This window comes from Streptomyces sp. NPDC088252 (assembly GCF_044740965.1).
Classification (GTDB): Bacteria; Actinomycetota; Actinomycetes; order Streptomycetales; family Streptomycetaceae; genus Streptomyces.
Window position 1 is genome coordinate 60,655 of the sequence record NZ_JBIURS010000024.1, and the last position, 15,275, is coordinate 75,929.

The window sequence follows — 15,275 nt, forward strand, 5'->3', positions numbered from 1 at the left end:
CCAGCGACAGCAATGGGCCACGTAGATCAGTTGTGCGGCAAGTGCCTTCACCACTAGGACCTTTACGCATGGCAATGAAGTCACGAAGATCGCGTCATGCCGCCCTCGCCGCCGTTGTTCTCGCCGGTACGCTGGCGGCGACACCGGGTGCCGCCAGCGCGTCCACGCCCGCCCCGTCGCAACGAGTTCTCGTCGAACTGTCCGGGAAGCCGGCGGTCACCGCCGCGCCCGGTGGATCGCTGCTGTCCGCCGAGGCCGCCCGCGGCGTCGACGCCGCCCGCCGCGCGCTCGACGCGCGGCAGGAGACGTTCCTCGGCTCGGCGAGGAGCGCCGGGCTGCACCCTTCGGCGACCCGCAAACTGGGTCTGCTCATCGATGCCGTGGCAATGACGGTGCCCGCGTCCGAGGTGGGGCGGCTGTCCTCGCTGCCGGGCGTCACCGCCGTCCGCCCCGACACCCGGGTGCTGACGAAGACGGACGTGAGCGTGCCGCTGATCGGCGCACCCGGCGTCTGGCAACGCAAGGACCCGGCCGGAAGCCGCGTCACAGGCGAGGGAACCACCGTCGCGATCCTGGACAGCGGTGTGGACTACACCCACCCCGACCTGGGCGGCGGACTCGGCAAGGGGCACAAGGTCGTCGGCGGGCACGACTTCGTCAACGGTGACGAGGACCCGATGGACGACAACGGCCACGGCACCCACGTCGCCGGCATCATCGCGGGCAAGGCGGCTCAGAAGGGCGGCGTCACCGGCGTGGCGCCCGGCGCGAATCTGCTGGCCTACAAGGTGATGGACGCCGACGGCTCCGGATACACGTCGGACATCATCGCCGGAATCGAGGCGGCCTCCGACCCGGCCAACCCGCACCGCGCCGATGTCATCAACATGAGCCTCGGAGGCCCCGGCGACGGCACCGATCCGCTGGGCCGCGCCGCGACCGCGGCCGTGCGAGCCGGTGTCGTCGTGGTGGCCGCAGCCGGCAACGACGGGCCGGGCGCGGGTACGGTCAGCAGCCCCGGCACGGCCGACGGCGTCCTCTCGGTCGGCGCGTCGACGAGCAATCTACGGCTGCCCAGTGCCTATCTGGCGGGCAAGAAACCCGAGTTGATCCAGAGCTACCGCGGCGTCCTGTCCGCGAACCCGCCGAAGAGCCCGGTCACGGCGCCGCTGGTCGATGTCGGCGAGGGCACCCCCGAGGACTGGAAGCGGGTCGGCGACGTACGCGGAAAGATCGTACGGGCGCAGATGCTGGTCGCCTCCGACGCCCAGTACCTGACGGCGAACGCCGTCGAGTGGGCGCGGGAGGCGGAGAAGCGTGGTGCGATCGCCGTGCTGGCCGGCCTGCCCTCCAACGACGGCCCGGTGTTCGTCGCCGGTGCGCCGGGCGCGGTGCGGCCGCCGGAGGTGAACCCCGAGCCGGGAGTGACCGAAGTGCCGTCGTCGCCCGCGCGGATCGACGCCTCCGGCGACTCGCTGCGCATGGACCACCTGGTGGTCATGGGCATCGACTCGACCCAGTACACGGAGTTGAGCGCCCGACTCGCCGCCGGGAAGGTCTCGGTGACGCTGCGCGGCACCGACACCACCGACCGGATCGCCTCGTTCTCCTCACGCGGTCCCGCACAGAGCTTCGGTCTGAAGCCCGATCTGGTCGCACCGGGCGTGGAGATCCGCTCCACCGTGCCCAAGTCGCTGTACGGGCCCGGCCAGTACCGCATGTCGGGTACGTCGATGGCGGCCCCGCACGTCGCCGGCGCGGCGGCCCTGTTGCGTCAGCTGCACCCCGGCCGGACGCCCGCCGAGATCAAGGCCGCACTGGTCGGCACCGCGAGGCCGCTGAGCGACACCGGGCCCACGACTCGGGGCGCGGGCCGGCTCGATGTGGCGGCGGCCGCCTCGGCCACGGTCAGCTCCTCACCGGCCTCGGTGTCGTTCGGACTCGCCGACCTGTCCGGGCGTCAGGTCGGCGGCACCGCGAAGGTGACGCTGCGGAACTCCGGCGCGCGGCCGGTCACCACCTCGCTGCGGACCGACGGTCCGGCCGAGGCCTGGCCGAGGCGGGTCACCGTACCGGCCGGGAGGACCAAGACCGTCACGGTCTCGCTGCGTGTCGCCCGGCCTGCCGCCGACACCGAGATCAGCGGCCGTCTCACGGCGACCCCCGACCGGGGGCCGACGATCAACGTGCCCTATCTGCTCGCCGTCCGGCATCTGGCCGTCCAGGCCGCACCCGACCCGAGCGACGGTCACTCGACCGTGCACATCGCCCCGCCGACCCGGCTGGCCGCACCGCCGGTCGTCACCGTCACCCCGCCTCGCGGCAAGGCCGTCGATGTCACTTCCACGCTCGATCCCGCCAGCGGCTACTACCGGGCCGAGGTGACCGGCAGCGTGGCCGGCGCCTACCGGGTCTCGGTACGCGGCACCGCCGGCACCGGGCAGCGGCTCACCGGCGCCGGCGCCTTCGAGGTCACCCCGGTCGACAGTCGCGGGGACCGCTGGGAGCCGGTCGGCCCCAACAGCGAGGCCGGTTCGGTCGCCCTCTCGCCGAGTCGGCCGAAGCAGGCCGTCCTCACCCAGTACCAGAAGGCGGCCCCCTGGCTGACCACCGACAACGGTGCCTCCTGGCGCCAGTTGGGCCGGCTGCCCGTCGCGGACGGCACGGGTCCGCTCGTGGTGGACGCGAAGAATCCCGACCGCTGGTGGTACGCCGTGAACAGCGTTCACGACGGCAGCCGCCGGGGCGCCATCCTGCGCACCGATGACAACGGGCGGACCTGGCGCACGCTCGACGTCCCGGACACCCGCATCGCGGCGCTCGCCGCCGATGAACGGACCCGCACCCTGGTCGCGATCACCTCGGACGCACTGCTGGTCAGCACGGACGCAGGTGACCACTGGACGACGTATCCGACCGGTGTGACCGGCGCCGTCACCGCCGCCGCGGTCACCGGTGACACCCTCTACATGACGACGTACCACGGTGTATGGGCCCGCTCCGGCATCGGCTCGGGCAACCCCGGCGGGGCACGCCTGCTCTTCGAACCGTCCGGCGGGACCGTCGGTGGGCTGGCCGCCGACTCCTCGGTCGTGGCGGTGTACGTCCCGGGCCGGGGAGTTGTCGGTTCCCGTGACAGCGGGGAGACCTGGACCACCCTGCTGTCCATGGCGGACGGCGGCCTCCGCCTGACCGTCTCGGGTGACGACCTGTACCTGAGCACGCTGTCCGGCAGCGGCCGTCTCAGCCGCGACCACGGTCGGACGTGGACCACGGTCGCCGCGCCGTCGCGCGCAGCGCTACCGGTGGACTACGACCGTTGGGCCGACGGTTCCGTCACCGTCTCCAGCGAACAGGACGGTCTCTACCGGGGTGCGGCGGACGGCACCGGATATCGGCGGATCGGCGTGCAGGGACTGACCGTCAACGATCTCGCTGTCAGTGACGGCCACCTGCTCGCCGCCACCGACAGCGCGGTCTACCGCACCGCCCTTCCCGTCGCGAACCCGGAATGGGGCCAGTCGGGCGGCGAGGGCATGAGGGGCGTGACCGTCCCGCAACTCGCCGTGTCGGCAAAGGATCCGAAGGTGATCTGGAAGGTGCGGCGCACCGCGTTCGGCTCGTTCACCGTCGAGCGCAGCCGCGACGGCGGTGCCACCTGGAAGACCAGGGGCAGTTCGGCGGAGGTGCCGACGGCACTCCTGGTCCACCCCGCCGACCCGAACCGGGTCATGGTCAGCTTCCGAAGCCTTCTGGGCCACGGGCTGTTCGCCACCAGTGACGGCGGCGCGACGTGGAAGAACCTCTACCACGAGCGCTCCTTCGACACCCTCGCGGGCGACCCCGCGAATCCGCTGCGTCTGTGGCTCGGCAACACCGCCGGTCTCTACCGGTCCGACGACGGCGGGGTGACCGTCACCAAGGTCGCCGACGGCCCGGTGACCGCGATCGACCTCGACGGGCGGCGCCTGGTCATCGGCGGGGAGAGTGTCCGCGTCAGCACCGACGGCGGCCGGACCTTCCGCACCTCGGACACCGGCGCTCTGGCGATCCATGTCTCCGACCTGCTCCGGGTCGAGGACACGCTCTACGCGGCCACCACCAGATCCGGGGCCAGCGGCCTCCTGCAAGGCGGCCGCGGCGTACTCCGCAGTACCGACCACGGTCTGAGCTGGCACAACATCTCAACCGGCCTGCAGAACACCGACACCACCAAACTGGCCGCGAGCCCCGACGCCCGCACGCTCTACGTCGGCACCGTCGACGGCGGCGTGCACCGTCTCAAGCTGCGCCACTGATCACCACGGACCGGGTGCCCGGACGGAAACTCCGTCCGGGCGCCAGGTCCACGCGTCGACGCGGCCGGTGGATCAGCGCGACGACCACGACGGCCGGGCCGCTCGGCGCGGGCGTGTCGGACCGTTCGACCTCGGAGGTGAAGCCGAGCACGGCTTGCGTCATCACCGATGCGACGCGAGCACGGCTTGCGTCATCACCCATGCGACCAGTTCCCCGGCGAGCCGCGGGACGATCCCTGCGGCGGGCTCCGCGGTGCGAGAGGTGCCGCGATCCGGTTCGGCCAGCCCGCCTGCGGCCCTTCCTGCTCAGGGCCCACATGCCGCTCGGCGTCGGCTGCGCAGTCGTCTTCCTGCCGTCCACCCGGCTCTTCAGCCCCCAGGCCGTGGCGTATTCGGCCACCTCCGCCGCGTACGCGTCCGCCCGGCGGGCCACCGCCCCCGGCGGGCTCACCGGCCTCGGCCGCACCGGCGCGGTCGTCGTCGGCCCCTGGCTCGGCGGCGCCGTCGTCGAGGGCGGCGACGCCGGCCTCGGATTCACCGCCTTCGCCGTCACCGGCGTGCTGGGCGCGGCCGCGATCCGCCTGGTACCGATCGCGCGTCGCACCCGGCGCGGGCCCGCCGCGCAGCAGGCCCCGGCACCGTCCGGTGCCATCGACTGACGCCCCACCCCACCCCGCGACTGACGCGATCGGACGCGCCCGCGGAACCCCGGCCGACGCCGGGCGTTCCGCGGGCGCGTCCGTTCGACGCGGCGGGTACGCCTGGAAACCGAGACGTCCGGGGCCGTTGACGAGCCGGGTGCCATGGGATCAGAATGAAGCCACGATATGAACTTAAGTTCACCTGGCGAACATCAGAAAAGGCGGGCGGATGGACAAGGTGGTCACCTCGGCCGCAGAGGCCGTGGCAGATGTCCCCGACGGAGCGTCGTTCGCGGTCGGCGGCTTCGGCCTCAGCGGCGTACCGAACGCGCTGATCCAGGCGGTCTTCGACACCGGAGTCGGCGGGCTCGGCGTGGTCTCCAACAACTGCGGCGCGATGGACTCCGGTCTTGCGGTCCTGCTGTCGGCGGGCCGGATCGCCCGGGTGACGGGCAGCTACATCGGCGCGAACAAGGAATTCGCCCGGCAGTACCTCGCCGGTGAGCTGGAGGTCGAGCTCATCCCCCAGGGCACCCTGTCCGAGCGGCTGCGCGCCGGTGGTTGCGGCATCCCCGCCTTCTTCACGCCGGCCGGCGTCGGCACACAGGTCGCCGACGGCGGACTGCCCTGGCGCTATGACGGTACGGGCGGGGTCTCGGTGGCTTCGCCGCGCAAGGAGACCCGCGTGTTCGACGGTGTCGAGTACGTGCTGGAGCGGGGCATCACCACCGACTTCGCACTGGTCCGAGCAGCCAGGGGGGACCGGCACGGCAACCTGGTCTTCAACAAGTCGTCCCGCAACTTCAACCCACTGGCGGCCATGGCGGGCCGGGTCACGATCGCCGAGGTCGAGGAGCTGGTCGAGCCGGGCGAGATCGACCCGGACCAGGTCCATCTGCCGGGCATCTTCGTCCAGCGGGTGGTGGCGCTCACTCCCGAACAGGCCGTGGACAAGAAGATCGAGAAGCGCACGACCCGGGAGGTGTCGGCCTGATGGCCTGGACGCGAGACGAGATGGCCGCCCGCGCGGCCCGTGAACTCGGCGACGGCGAGTACGTGAACCTCGGCATCGGGCTCCCCACGCTGATCCCCAATCACCTGCCCGCCGACGTCCAGGTCGTCCTGGAGTCGGAGAACGGCATCCTCGGCACCGGCCCGTTCCCCTACGAGGACGAGGTCGACCCGGACCTGATCAACGCCGGCAAGGAGACCGTCACCGTCCTGCCCGGCGCCTCCTTCTTCGACTCGGCGCTCTCCTTCGGGATGATCCGCGGCGGCCACATCGACACCGCCGTGCTGGGCGCCATGCAGGTCTCCGCCCGCGGCGACCTCGCCAACTGGGCCGTTCCCGGAAAACTGGTCACCGGCATCGGCGGGGCCATGGACCTGGTGCACGGGGCCCGGAGGGTCATCGTGACGATGACCCACACCGCCAAGGACGGCAGCCCGAAGATCGTCGAGGAGTGCACCCTGCCGCTCACCGGCCGGACCTGCGTCGACCGCGTCATCACCGACCTCGGCGTCCTGGACGTCACCGCCGACGGCCTCGTTCTGGTGGAGCGCGCCCCGGGCGTCACCGCCGAGGAGATCCAGCGCCTCACCGCCGCCCCGGTCCGGATCGCCGCGGCCACCGAAGGGAGCGCGCGATGACCCGTCAGCTGCGTGACGTCTACATCGTCGACGCCGTCCGCACCCCGGTCGGCAAGTACGGGGGCGCCCTGTCCGGTGTGCGCCCGGACGACCTCGCCGCCGGGGTGCTGCGGTCCCTGCTGTCCCGTACTCCGGACCTGGACCCGGCCAGGATCGACGACGTCATCTTCGGCAACGCCAACGGCGCCGGTGAGGAGAACCGCAATGTCGCCCGGATGGCCGTACTGCTCGCCGGACTGCCCGTCACCGTGCCGGGCAGCACCGTCAACCGGCTGTGCGCCTCCGGTCTCGAAGCCGTGATCCAGGCCGCCCGCACCGTCGCGGTCGGCGACGCCTCGGTCGCGGTCGCGGGCGGCGTGGAGTCGATGAGCCGCGCCCCCTGGGTGCTGCCCAAACCCTCACGTGCCTTCCCGGCCGGCCATCAGGAGCTGTTCTCCACCACGATCGGCTGGCGCATGGTCAACAAGCGCCTGGAGCCGCAGTGGACCGTCCCGCTCGGTGAGGGCGCCGAACTGATCGCCGACCGGTACGGCATCACCCGCGAGCAGCAGGACGCCTTCGCCGTGGCGAGCCACGAGAAGGCCGCCCGCGCCTGGAAGAACGGCCTGTACGACGGCGAGGTCGTGCCCGTCGGGGGCGTCGGCCTCACCCGCGACGAGACCATTCGGGACAACACCTCGCCACAGTCGCTGTCCGGGCTGAAGCCCGTCTTCCGCCCGGACGGTACGGTCACCGCCGGCAACGCCTCGCCGCTCAACGACGGCGCCGCCGCGCTGCTGCTCGTGGACGAGGAGGGCCTGAAGGCCACCGGTCGTGAGCCGCTGGCCCTCGTCCGCGCCTCGGCCGTCACCGCCGTCGAGCCGCAGTACTTCGGCCTCGGCCCCGTCGAAGCCGTCAGGAAGGCCCTGGCCAGGTCCGGCCGCGGCTTCGGCGACCTCACCACGTTCGAACTCAACGAGGCCTTCGCCGCCCAGTCCCTGGGCTGTCTGGCCGAATGGCCCGGTCTCGACCCCGCGGTCGTCAACCCGCGCGGCGGAGCCATCGCCATCGGCCACCCGCTCGGTGCCTCCGGTGCCCGTATCGCCGGAGCCGTCGCCCACCAGCTCGCCGCCGCGGGCTCCGGAACCGGCCTCGCCGCCCTGTGCATCGGCGTCGGACAGGGCCTCGCCCTGGTCCTGGAAAGGTAGGAAACCCCGTATGACCACCCCTGTGACCCAAGGCCGGATCTCCGCGGAGATAGCCGAGCGGCGCGAGGCCCATGCCGCAGCCGTGGCCGCCGGCGCGCCCGCGCGCAGCCACCCCGAGCGCGGTTACGCCCCGTACCGCAGCAGCGTCCTGCGCCACCCCGGCAAGCCGCTGGTCGCCCTCCACGACCCCGAGGCCGTGGAGCTCTCCGGCCCGGTCTTCGGCGTCACCGACGTCACCGCGCTCGACCACGACCTCACCCGCCGGCACCAGGGCGAGCCGCTTGGCGAGCGGATCAGGGTCACCGGCCGGGTCCTGGACCGCGACGGCCGTCCGGTGCGCGGCCAACTGGTCGAGGTCTGGCAGGCCAACGCCGCGGGCCGCTACGCCCATCAGCGCGACGACCACCCCGCCCCGCTCGACCCCAACTTCACCGGCGTCGGCCGCTGCCTGACCGACGACCGGGGCGCGTACGAGTTCGTCACCGTCAAACCGGGCGCCTACCCCTGGCGCAACCACCTCAACGCCTGGCGCCCCGCCCACATCCACTTCTCGCTCTTCGGCAACGCCTTCACCCAGCGGCTGATCACCCAGATGTACTTCCCGGGGGACCCGCTCCTCCCCTACGACCCCATCCTCCAGTCCGTCACCGACGACTCCGCGCGCCGACGGCTCGTCGCAACGTACGACCACGACCTGTCCACCCCCGAATGGTCGCTCGGCTACCGCTGGGACATCGTCCTCGACGGTCCGGCCGCCACCTGGATCGAGGAGGGCCGCTGATGTCCATCACCCCGTCGCAGACCGTGGGCCCGTTCTACGGCTACGCGCTGCCCTTCGCCAAGGGCGGCGAGATCGCCCCCGCCGGACACCCTGACACCCTCACCGTCCACGGCTACGTCTACGACGGCGCCGGGGCCCCCGTACCCGACGCCCTCATCGAGATCTGGCAGCCCGCACCCGACGGCTCACGCCGCGGCGCGCCCGGGTCGCTGCGCCGCGACCCCGTCACCGGAGCGGTCATCGGCCGGGGCGACGTCGGCTTCACCGGCTTCGGCCGGGTCGGGACCGACGCGGACGGCCACTACGAGCTGCGCACGCTGCCGCCCGGCGGCGTCCCCTACCTCTCCGTGATCGTCTTCGCCCGTGGTCTGCTGCACCATCTGCACACCCGGATCTACCTGCCCGGCCTGAACGACGCCGTGGCCGACCCGCTGCTGTCCGGCCTGGAGCCCGAGCGACGCGCCACACTCCTCGCCGTCGCCCACGGGGAGCGACTGCACCGCTTCGACATCCGGTTGCAGGGTGACGGCGAGCACGAGGAGACGGTCTTCCTTGCCTTCGACTGACGCCTACGAGGACCTCGGCCTCCTCTCCCCGGGGCCGGCCGGGTCACCGGTCGAGGCCGCCACCGGCGACGCCGCCTACGTCCGCGCGATGCTGGATGCCGAAGCCGCGCTGACCCGCGCCCAGGCCGCACTGGGCCTCGCCCCCGCCACGGCGGCCCAGGCCGTCACAGCGGCGGCCGCCGAGACCGGCCGCTACGACGTCCGGGATCTCGCACTGCGCGCCCGCTCCGGCGGCAACCCCGTCATCCCGCTCGTCGCCGACCTGACCGCGGCCGTCGCCGATCGCGACCGGCAGGCCGCCGCCCATGTTCACCGCGGCGCCACCAGCCAGGACATCCTGGACACGGCCACCATGCTGGTCGCCGCCCGCGCCCTGGATTCCGTCCTCGCCGACCTCGGACGCACGGCCGACGCCCTGGCACGGCTCGCCGCCGGGCACCGCAACACACCGATCGCCGGTCGCACGCTCACCCAGCACGCCGTGCCCACCACCTTCGGCCTCAAGGCCGCCGGCTGGCGCTCGCTGGTTCTCGACGCCCACGAACGCCTCGCGGCCGTCCGGGCAACGCTGCCCGCACAACTCGGCGGAGCAGCCGGCACCCTGGCGGCCTTCCACGCGTTCGCCGAGGCCGGCGGCGCGACCGCCGGCCCGGATCCCGGCCCGGACCCGGGTCTGCGGCTGCTCGCGGGCTACGCCGCCGAGACCGGACTGGCCGAGCCCACACTGCCCTGGCACACCCTGCGCACCCCCGTCGCCGACCTGGGCGGCGCCCTCGCCTTCACCGCCGGGGCACTCGGCAAGCTCGCCGCCGACGTCCTGCTGCTGTCCCGTACGGAGATCGGCGAACTCGGCGAGGGCAGCGGCGGCGGATCCTCCGCCATGCCGCACAAGGCCAACCCGGTCCGCGCCACGCTGGTCGCCGCCGCGGCCCGGCAGGTCCCCGCCCTCACCTCCATGCTCTACGCCGGGCTCGCCGCCGAGGACGAGCGTCCGGCCGGCGCCTGGCACGCCGAGTGGCAGCCCCTGCGCCAGGCCCTGCGTCTCGTCGGCGGAGCCGCCCGCGATGCCGGCGAACTGGCCGAGGGCCTGCGCGTCCACCCGCGCCGGATGCGGGAGAACCTCGACGCCACCGGCGGCCTGCTCATCAGCGAGCGGCTCGCCGCGGTGCTGTCCGCGTCGATCGGCCGGGGCGAGGCCGGGCAGGCGCTCTCCCGGGCCTCCCGCCGCGCCGTCGAACAGGGCATGGAACTCGACGAGGCACTCCGGGAGGAGCCCGGCATCGCCCGTGTCCTTCCGCAGGACCAGCTGCGCGAACTGACCGACCCCACGCGGTACTCGGGCTCCGCGGGCGCCCTCGTGGACCGCGCCCTGCTCCGCACCATCCCCGCCGGAACGCGACTTGATGAAGCGTCAGATATCGATGCAGCCGAGCAGCCCCGCACCGGCCCGAGCCGTGAGCCGTCCGCGACCACCCAGCGTCCATCGGGCAGCCCCGCACACTCAGTACGAGGAGACCGCATGAGCACTTCCGCCCCCGCGCAGCGTCTGCTGCACCATCGCGTGGACGGCCGGGGCTCCGCCCCGCCGCTGATCCTGGGCCCCTCGCTCGGCACCTCGCTGGCCGTGTGGGACCCGCAGACCCCGTCACTGGCCCGGACCCACCGAGTGGTGCGCTGGGACCTGCCCGGACACGGCGGCTCCCCGGCCGGCCTGCTGCCCGACGGCGGCACCGTCGCCGACCTCGGGCGGCTGGTCCTCGGCCTCGCCGACGCGCTCGGCATCGAGGAATTCGGCTACGCCGGCATCTCGCTCGGCGGCGCCGTCGGCACCTGGCTCGCCGTGCACCACCCCGAGCGGGTCACCTCGCTCGCGATCCTCTGCTCCTCGGCCCGCTTCGGTCGGCCGGAGGGCTGGTCCGACCGTGCGGGGCTGGTACGCGCCGAGGGCATCGGCCCGGTCGCCGAGACCGCCCCCGCCCGCTGGTTCACCCCGCCCTTCGCGGCCTCCCCTGCCGCCAGAGCAATGGTCGACGACTTGTCCGCGGCCGACCCCGGGGCCTACGCCGGGCTCTGCGAAGCACTCGCCGGCTTCGACCTGCGCGCCGAGCTGCCCCGTATCACCGCGCCGACCCTGATCGTTGCGGGCCGCGAGGACCCCGCGACGCCCGTCGCGCACGCCCGGGAGCTGGCCGACGCCATCCCCGGCGCCGCCCTGACCGAGGTGGCGCACGCCGCACACCTGGCCAACGTCGAGCGTCCGGTGCCGGTCCTGGCCGCCCTGCTGGGGCACTTCGCGGCCGATGCCGCCCCGCCCGCCGACGACGCCTCCCGGCACCGCGCCGGTACGGCCGTGCGCCGCGCCGTGCTCGGCGACGAGCACGTGGACCGGGCGATCACCGGCACCACCGACTTCACCGCCGGTTTCCAGGACTTCATCACCCGCTACGCATGGGGCGAGATCTGGGCCCGGCCCGGACTGAGCCGCAGAACCCGCAGTTGCATCACCCTCACCGCGCTGGTGGCCCACGGTCACCACGAGGAGCTGGCCATGCATGTGCGGGCCGCGCGACGCAACGGTCTCACCCCCGCGGAGATCGAGGAAGTCCTGCTCCAGTCGGCCGTCTACTGCGGTGTGCCCGCAGCGAACGCCGCTTTCGCCATCGCGAACCGCATTCTCGAAGAGGAGAACTGACCGCCATGGACCACACCACCGTCGGCATCATCGGCGGCGGCCCCGCGGGCCTGCTGCTCGCCCGGCTCCTGCACAACTCCGGCGTCGACTGCGTCGTTCTGGAGAGCCGTGACCGCACCTACGTCGAGCAGCGCCAGCGCGCCGGCATCCTTGAGCAGAGCACGGTCGACGTGCTGCGGGAGTCGGGGGCGGGCGAGCGGCTGGACCGCGAGGGTCTGGTCCACGACGGCATCGAGCTGCGCTGGGACCGCCGGTCACAGCGCATCGACTTCCCGTCGCTCACCGGCGGCCGCAAGGTATGGGTGTACGCCCAGACCGAGGTCGTCAAGGATCTGATTTCCCTTCAGGTGGCCGACGGCGCACCGCTGTTGTTCCAGGCCCGGGTGAACGCGGTCGCCGGAGCCGACACGGACCGGCCCGTCGTCCACTACACCCACCGGGGCAAGGACAGGACTCTCAGCTGCGACTACGTCGTGGGCTGCGACGGGTTCCACGGCGTGACCCGCAGGACGGTCCCGGACGGTGTCATGAGCACCTTCGAGCGGGTCTACCCGTACTCGTGGTTCGGCATCCTGGCCGATGTCCCGCCGTCCTGCGACGAGCTGATCTACGCCCACTCGCCGCGCGGTTTCGCCCTGCACAGCATGCGCTCCCCCACGGTCAGCCGGCTCTATCTGCAGGTGCCGAACGGCACCGATCCGGCCGACTGGCCGGACGACCGGATATGGGACGAGCTCGACGCCCGTTTCGCGACCGACGGCGACTGGCGACTCGCACGCGGTCCGATCACCTCCAAGGCCGTGCTGCCGATGCGCAGCTTCGTCACCGAGCCCATGCGCTGGGGCCGGGTCTTCCTGGCCGGCGACGCCGCGCACATCGTGCCGCCCACCGGCGCCAAGGGGCTCAACCTCGCTGTCTCCGACGTCGTCGTGCTCGCCCGGGCCTTTGCCCATCTGAAGGACAGCGGCTCCGCCGAGCTGCTCGACGAGTATTCGGACACCTGTCTGCGGCGGGTGTGGCGCGCGGAGCACTTCTCGTACTTCATGACGACGACCCTGCACACCGACCCGGGTCAGAGCGCATTCCGGACCCGGCTCCAGGTCTCCCAACTGGACCGTGTCTCGTCGTCCCCACACGCGGCCGCGGAACTCGCCGAGAACTACGCGGGTCTGCGCATCGATTGAACTCCTTCGCACGCAGCGGCGGGTGCGGGGCCGGAGAAGGGCCGCACACCGCAGGCGCGGCCCGGGACCCGGCGCCGGTGAACCGGGAGCGTGGGCCCCGGCCGCCCTGCGAGGCCGCAGGGTCCGCCGGGTACGGTTTCCGCACACCCCGGATGCTCGACGAGGAGGACCGCATGCCGCATGCCACGACCGCATCCAAGGCGGACGCTGCAGCACCCGACGGCGACCCGGTCGGACCGCTGGAACGTGGTCTGGCCGTGCTGCGCGCCCTGGCCGCCCACCCCGGGCCGCGGATGCGTCCCGGCGATCTGGTCCGCGCCACCGGCCTGGCCCGCTCCACCGTCGACCGCATCGTCAGCACCCTCACCCACCTGGGATATCTGCGCATCGAGGACGACCGCGACGTGCTGCTCGCGCCGCGCCTGATGGAGCTGGGCAATGCCTACCTCGCCTGCTCCGGCCTCCCCGACGCCCTGGAACCGCTGGCCGTCGCGTTGGCCGACGAGCTGGACGAGTCGGTCTCCCTCGCGGTGCCGGACGGCGCCGGGGTGCGGTTCATCAGCCAGTCCACCCGGCGGCGCACCATGGCGCTGGCCTTCCAGATCGGCGACCTGCTGCCCGCCGAGCGCTGCGCCCCAGGTGCCCTCTTCGCCGCCGACTGGAGCCCCGAGCAGCAAGCGGCCTGGCGCGCCCGGCTGCGCGACGACCCCCGCGACGTCGGCTTCCCCGCGGTTCCACCCCGTCCGGCGCCACCGGCCCCCGACGAGGTGGAGTCCGCCTTCCGGCAACGAGTGGCCGACGCACGGGACGCCGGCCGGGCCGTCGACGACCAGCTGATCGAGCCCGGTCTGGTCGCCGTCGCAGTCCCCGTCCACGCGCCCGACGGCAGCACCGTGTGCGCGCTCAGCGTGGTCAGTCACACCAGCAGGCACAGCGCTCGGTCGCTGGCTGAACACGCCCTGCCCCGGCTGCGGGAGTACGGGGCGCGGATGGAGGCGGCCCTGGGTTCCCCCGCACCGACGGCCACGCCGCCCGCACCCGGCGGCCCGGACACCTCACGCACCGCCAAGGCGGAGCTGGGTCCGGAATTCCTGCAGTCGCTGACCCGCGGTCTGGCCGTGCTCACCGCCCTGGGTTCGGCACCCGGTGGGCTCACCCTCTCCGGTGCCGCGGAGGCCACCGGCCTGGCCCGTGCCACCGCCCGCCGGGCGCTGCTCTCCCTCCAGCAGCTGGGGTACGCGACCGCAGCCGGTGAGGGGCGTCGCTTCACACTGCTGCCCACGGTGCTGGAACTGGGCTACGCCCGCCTCTCCCGGCTGACCTTCGCGGAGATCACGCAGCCCCATCTGGCCCGGCTGGTGGAGCAGGTTCACGACTCGGCGTCCGTCGCGGTACTGGCCGACGACGACATCATGTATGTCGCCCGGGTGCACACCGTGCGCATCATGAGCGTCAACATCACGGTCGGCACGCGCTTCCCGGCGTACGCCACCTCCATGGGCCGGGTACTGCTGGCCGGTCTGCCCGAGCAGGAGGCGGTCGAGCGACTGGCCCGGGCCTCGGTGCGGCCGCTCACGCCGTTCACCCGGGTCGATGCCGCCGATCTCGCCGAGGCCGTGGCGCAGACGCGGCGGGACGGTCATGCCCTGGTGGACCAGGAGTTGGAGGAGGGCCTGCGGTCGATCGCGGTGCCGGTGCACGACCGCACCGGCCGGGTGGTGGCCGCCGTGAACGTCTCCACCCACGCCAGCCGGGGCACCCTGGACGATCTGCGGCAAGCAGTGCTCCCCGCGCTCACGGCGGCGGCTGCCGCGATCGAGGAGGACCTGACGGTCGTGACGGAACGGGCCCGGCTCGCGATCCCCTGACGGCTCGGGCCCGCTATCCCCTTCGTGTCGCCGCGGCCTCGACCACACCGCTTCGACGCAACTGATGGATCCGGTGAAGCGGTCCGTCCGAGGAGGGGGCATGGAGATCATTTGCCGTCTTGGCGGCCGCGTCGGTGTCCGGAAGGGAGCCTGGTGGCGAACTCCTCGAACCCGGCCAGCACCTCGGGGTGGGTGACGGCACCCTCGGCGGTCACATCAGCGGCGCGGGCTCCCTGGATGATGCGCTTGACGGGGACCTCCAGCTTCTTCCCGGTCAAGGTGCGCGGCACGGCAGCCATCGGAACGATGACATCCGGAACGTGCCGAGGTGAGAGCGTGTGTGATCGACGTCGTGATGGCACTCCGAACTGTGTCGTCGACGGATTCCCCTTCGGCGAGGACGACGAA

General features: G+C 72.9%; 12 protein-coding genes and 1 pseudogene. 11 read left to right on the plus strand and 2 right to left on the minus strand.

The features are described from left to right. Nucleotides 1–68: 68 nt before the first annotated feature. Entirely contained in the window at nt 69–4,298 is a 4,230-nt protein-coding gene (locus ACIOHC_RS34660; RefSeq protein ID WP_365691283.1) for a S8 family serine peptidase, read from the plus strand. On the opposite strand, the gene ACIOHC_RS34665 is transcribed toward ACIOHC_RS34660, so the two are convergent. Further along, nucleotides 4,282–4,500: a hypothetical protein gene (locus ACIOHC_RS34665; protein ID WP_365691285.1), complete on the minus strand. Its 219-nt coding sequence runs from the start codon at nt 4,498–4,500 to the stop codon at nt 4,282–4,284. The genes ACIOHC_RS34660 and ACIOHC_RS34665 overlap by 17 nt on opposite strands. A gap of 115 nt (nt 4,501–4,615) precedes the next feature. On the opposite strand from ACIOHC_RS34665, the gene ACIOHC_RS34670 reads away from it, so the two are divergent. From ACIOHC_RS34670 to ACIOHC_RS34715, 10 genes and pseudogenes are all read left to right on the plus strand, one after another. Further along, nucleotides 4,616–4,957 (plus strand): hypothetical protein, encoded by a 342-nt coding sequence (locus ACIOHC_RS34670; protein WP_401845399.1) that lies wholly within the window; start codon nt 4,616–4,618, stop codon nt 4,955–4,957. A 211-nt stretch (nt 4,958–5,168) separates the two neighbouring features. Then, a complete protein-coding gene (locus ACIOHC_RS34675) occupies nt 5,169–5,933 on the plus strand; it encodes a CoA transferase subunit A (protein WP_351074199.1) in 765 nt (254 codons plus the stop codon). Next, nucleotides 5,933–6,589: a CoA transferase subunit B gene (locus ACIOHC_RS34680; RefSeq protein ID WP_351074198.1), complete on the plus strand. Its 657-nt coding sequence runs from the start codon at nt 5,933–5,935 to the stop codon at nt 6,587–6,589. The genes ACIOHC_RS34675 and ACIOHC_RS34680 overlap by 1 nt, the downstream gene beginning before the upstream one ends. After that, nucleotides 6,586–7,776, plus strand: a complete 1,191-nt coding sequence (locus tag ACIOHC_RS34685; RefSeq protein WP_351074197.1) for a thiolase family protein — start codon at nt 6,586–6,588, stop codon at nt 7,774–7,776. The genes ACIOHC_RS34680 and ACIOHC_RS34685 overlap by 4 nt, the downstream gene beginning before the upstream one ends. A gap of 10 nt (nt 7,777–7,786) precedes the next feature. Beyond that, nucleotides 7,787–8,557, plus strand: coding sequence for a protocatechuate 3,4-dioxygenase subunit beta (gene pcaH / locus ACIOHC_RS34690; RefSeq protein WP_351074196.1), 771 nt, complete (start codon nt 7,787–7,789; stop codon nt 8,555–8,557). Next, nucleotides 8,557–9,123, plus strand: a complete 567-nt coding sequence (gene pcaG / locus ACIOHC_RS34695; RefSeq protein WP_351074195.1) for a protocatechuate 3,4-dioxygenase subunit alpha — start codon at nt 8,557–8,559, stop codon at nt 9,121–9,123. The genes pcaH and pcaG overlap by 1 nt, the downstream gene beginning before the upstream one ends. Then, nucleotides 9,110–10,501: pseudogene (gene pcaB / locus ACIOHC_RS34700) on the plus strand (3-carboxy-cis,cis-muconate cycloisomerase); the annotation flags it as partial. The gene pcaG and the pseudogene pcaB, both read left to right, overlap by 14 nt. 141 nt (nt 10,502–10,642) lie before the next feature. Next, a complete protein-coding gene (gene pcaD, locus ACIOHC_RS34705) occupies nt 10,643–11,815 on the plus strand; it encodes a 3-oxoadipate enol-lactonase (protein WP_401845444.1) in 1,173 nt (390 codons plus the stop codon). A gap of 5 nt (nt 11,816–11,820) precedes the next feature. Continuing rightward, nucleotides 11,821–12,999, plus strand: a complete 1,179-nt coding sequence (locus tag ACIOHC_RS34710; protein ID WP_401845401.1) for a 4-hydroxybenzoate 3-monooxygenase — start codon at nt 11,821–11,823, stop codon at nt 12,997–12,999. A 173-nt stretch (nt 13,000–13,172) separates the two neighbouring features. After that, nucleotides 13,173–14,867: an IclR family transcriptional regulator C-terminal domain-containing protein gene (locus tag ACIOHC_RS34715; RefSeq protein ID WP_401845403.1), complete on the plus strand. Its 1,695-nt coding sequence runs from the start codon at nt 13,173–13,175 to the stop codon at nt 14,865–14,867. A gap of 107 nt (nt 14,868–14,974) precedes the next feature. Here the strand turns inward: ACIOHC_RS34715 and ACIOHC_RS34720 are convergent, their stop codons facing one another. Continuing rightward, nucleotides 14,975–15,166: a hypothetical protein gene (locus ACIOHC_RS34720; RefSeq protein WP_351074192.1), complete on the minus strand. Its 192-nt coding sequence runs from the start codon at nt 15,164–15,166 to the stop codon at nt 14,975–14,977. Between the last annotated feature and the right edge of the window lie 109 nt (nt 15,167–15,275).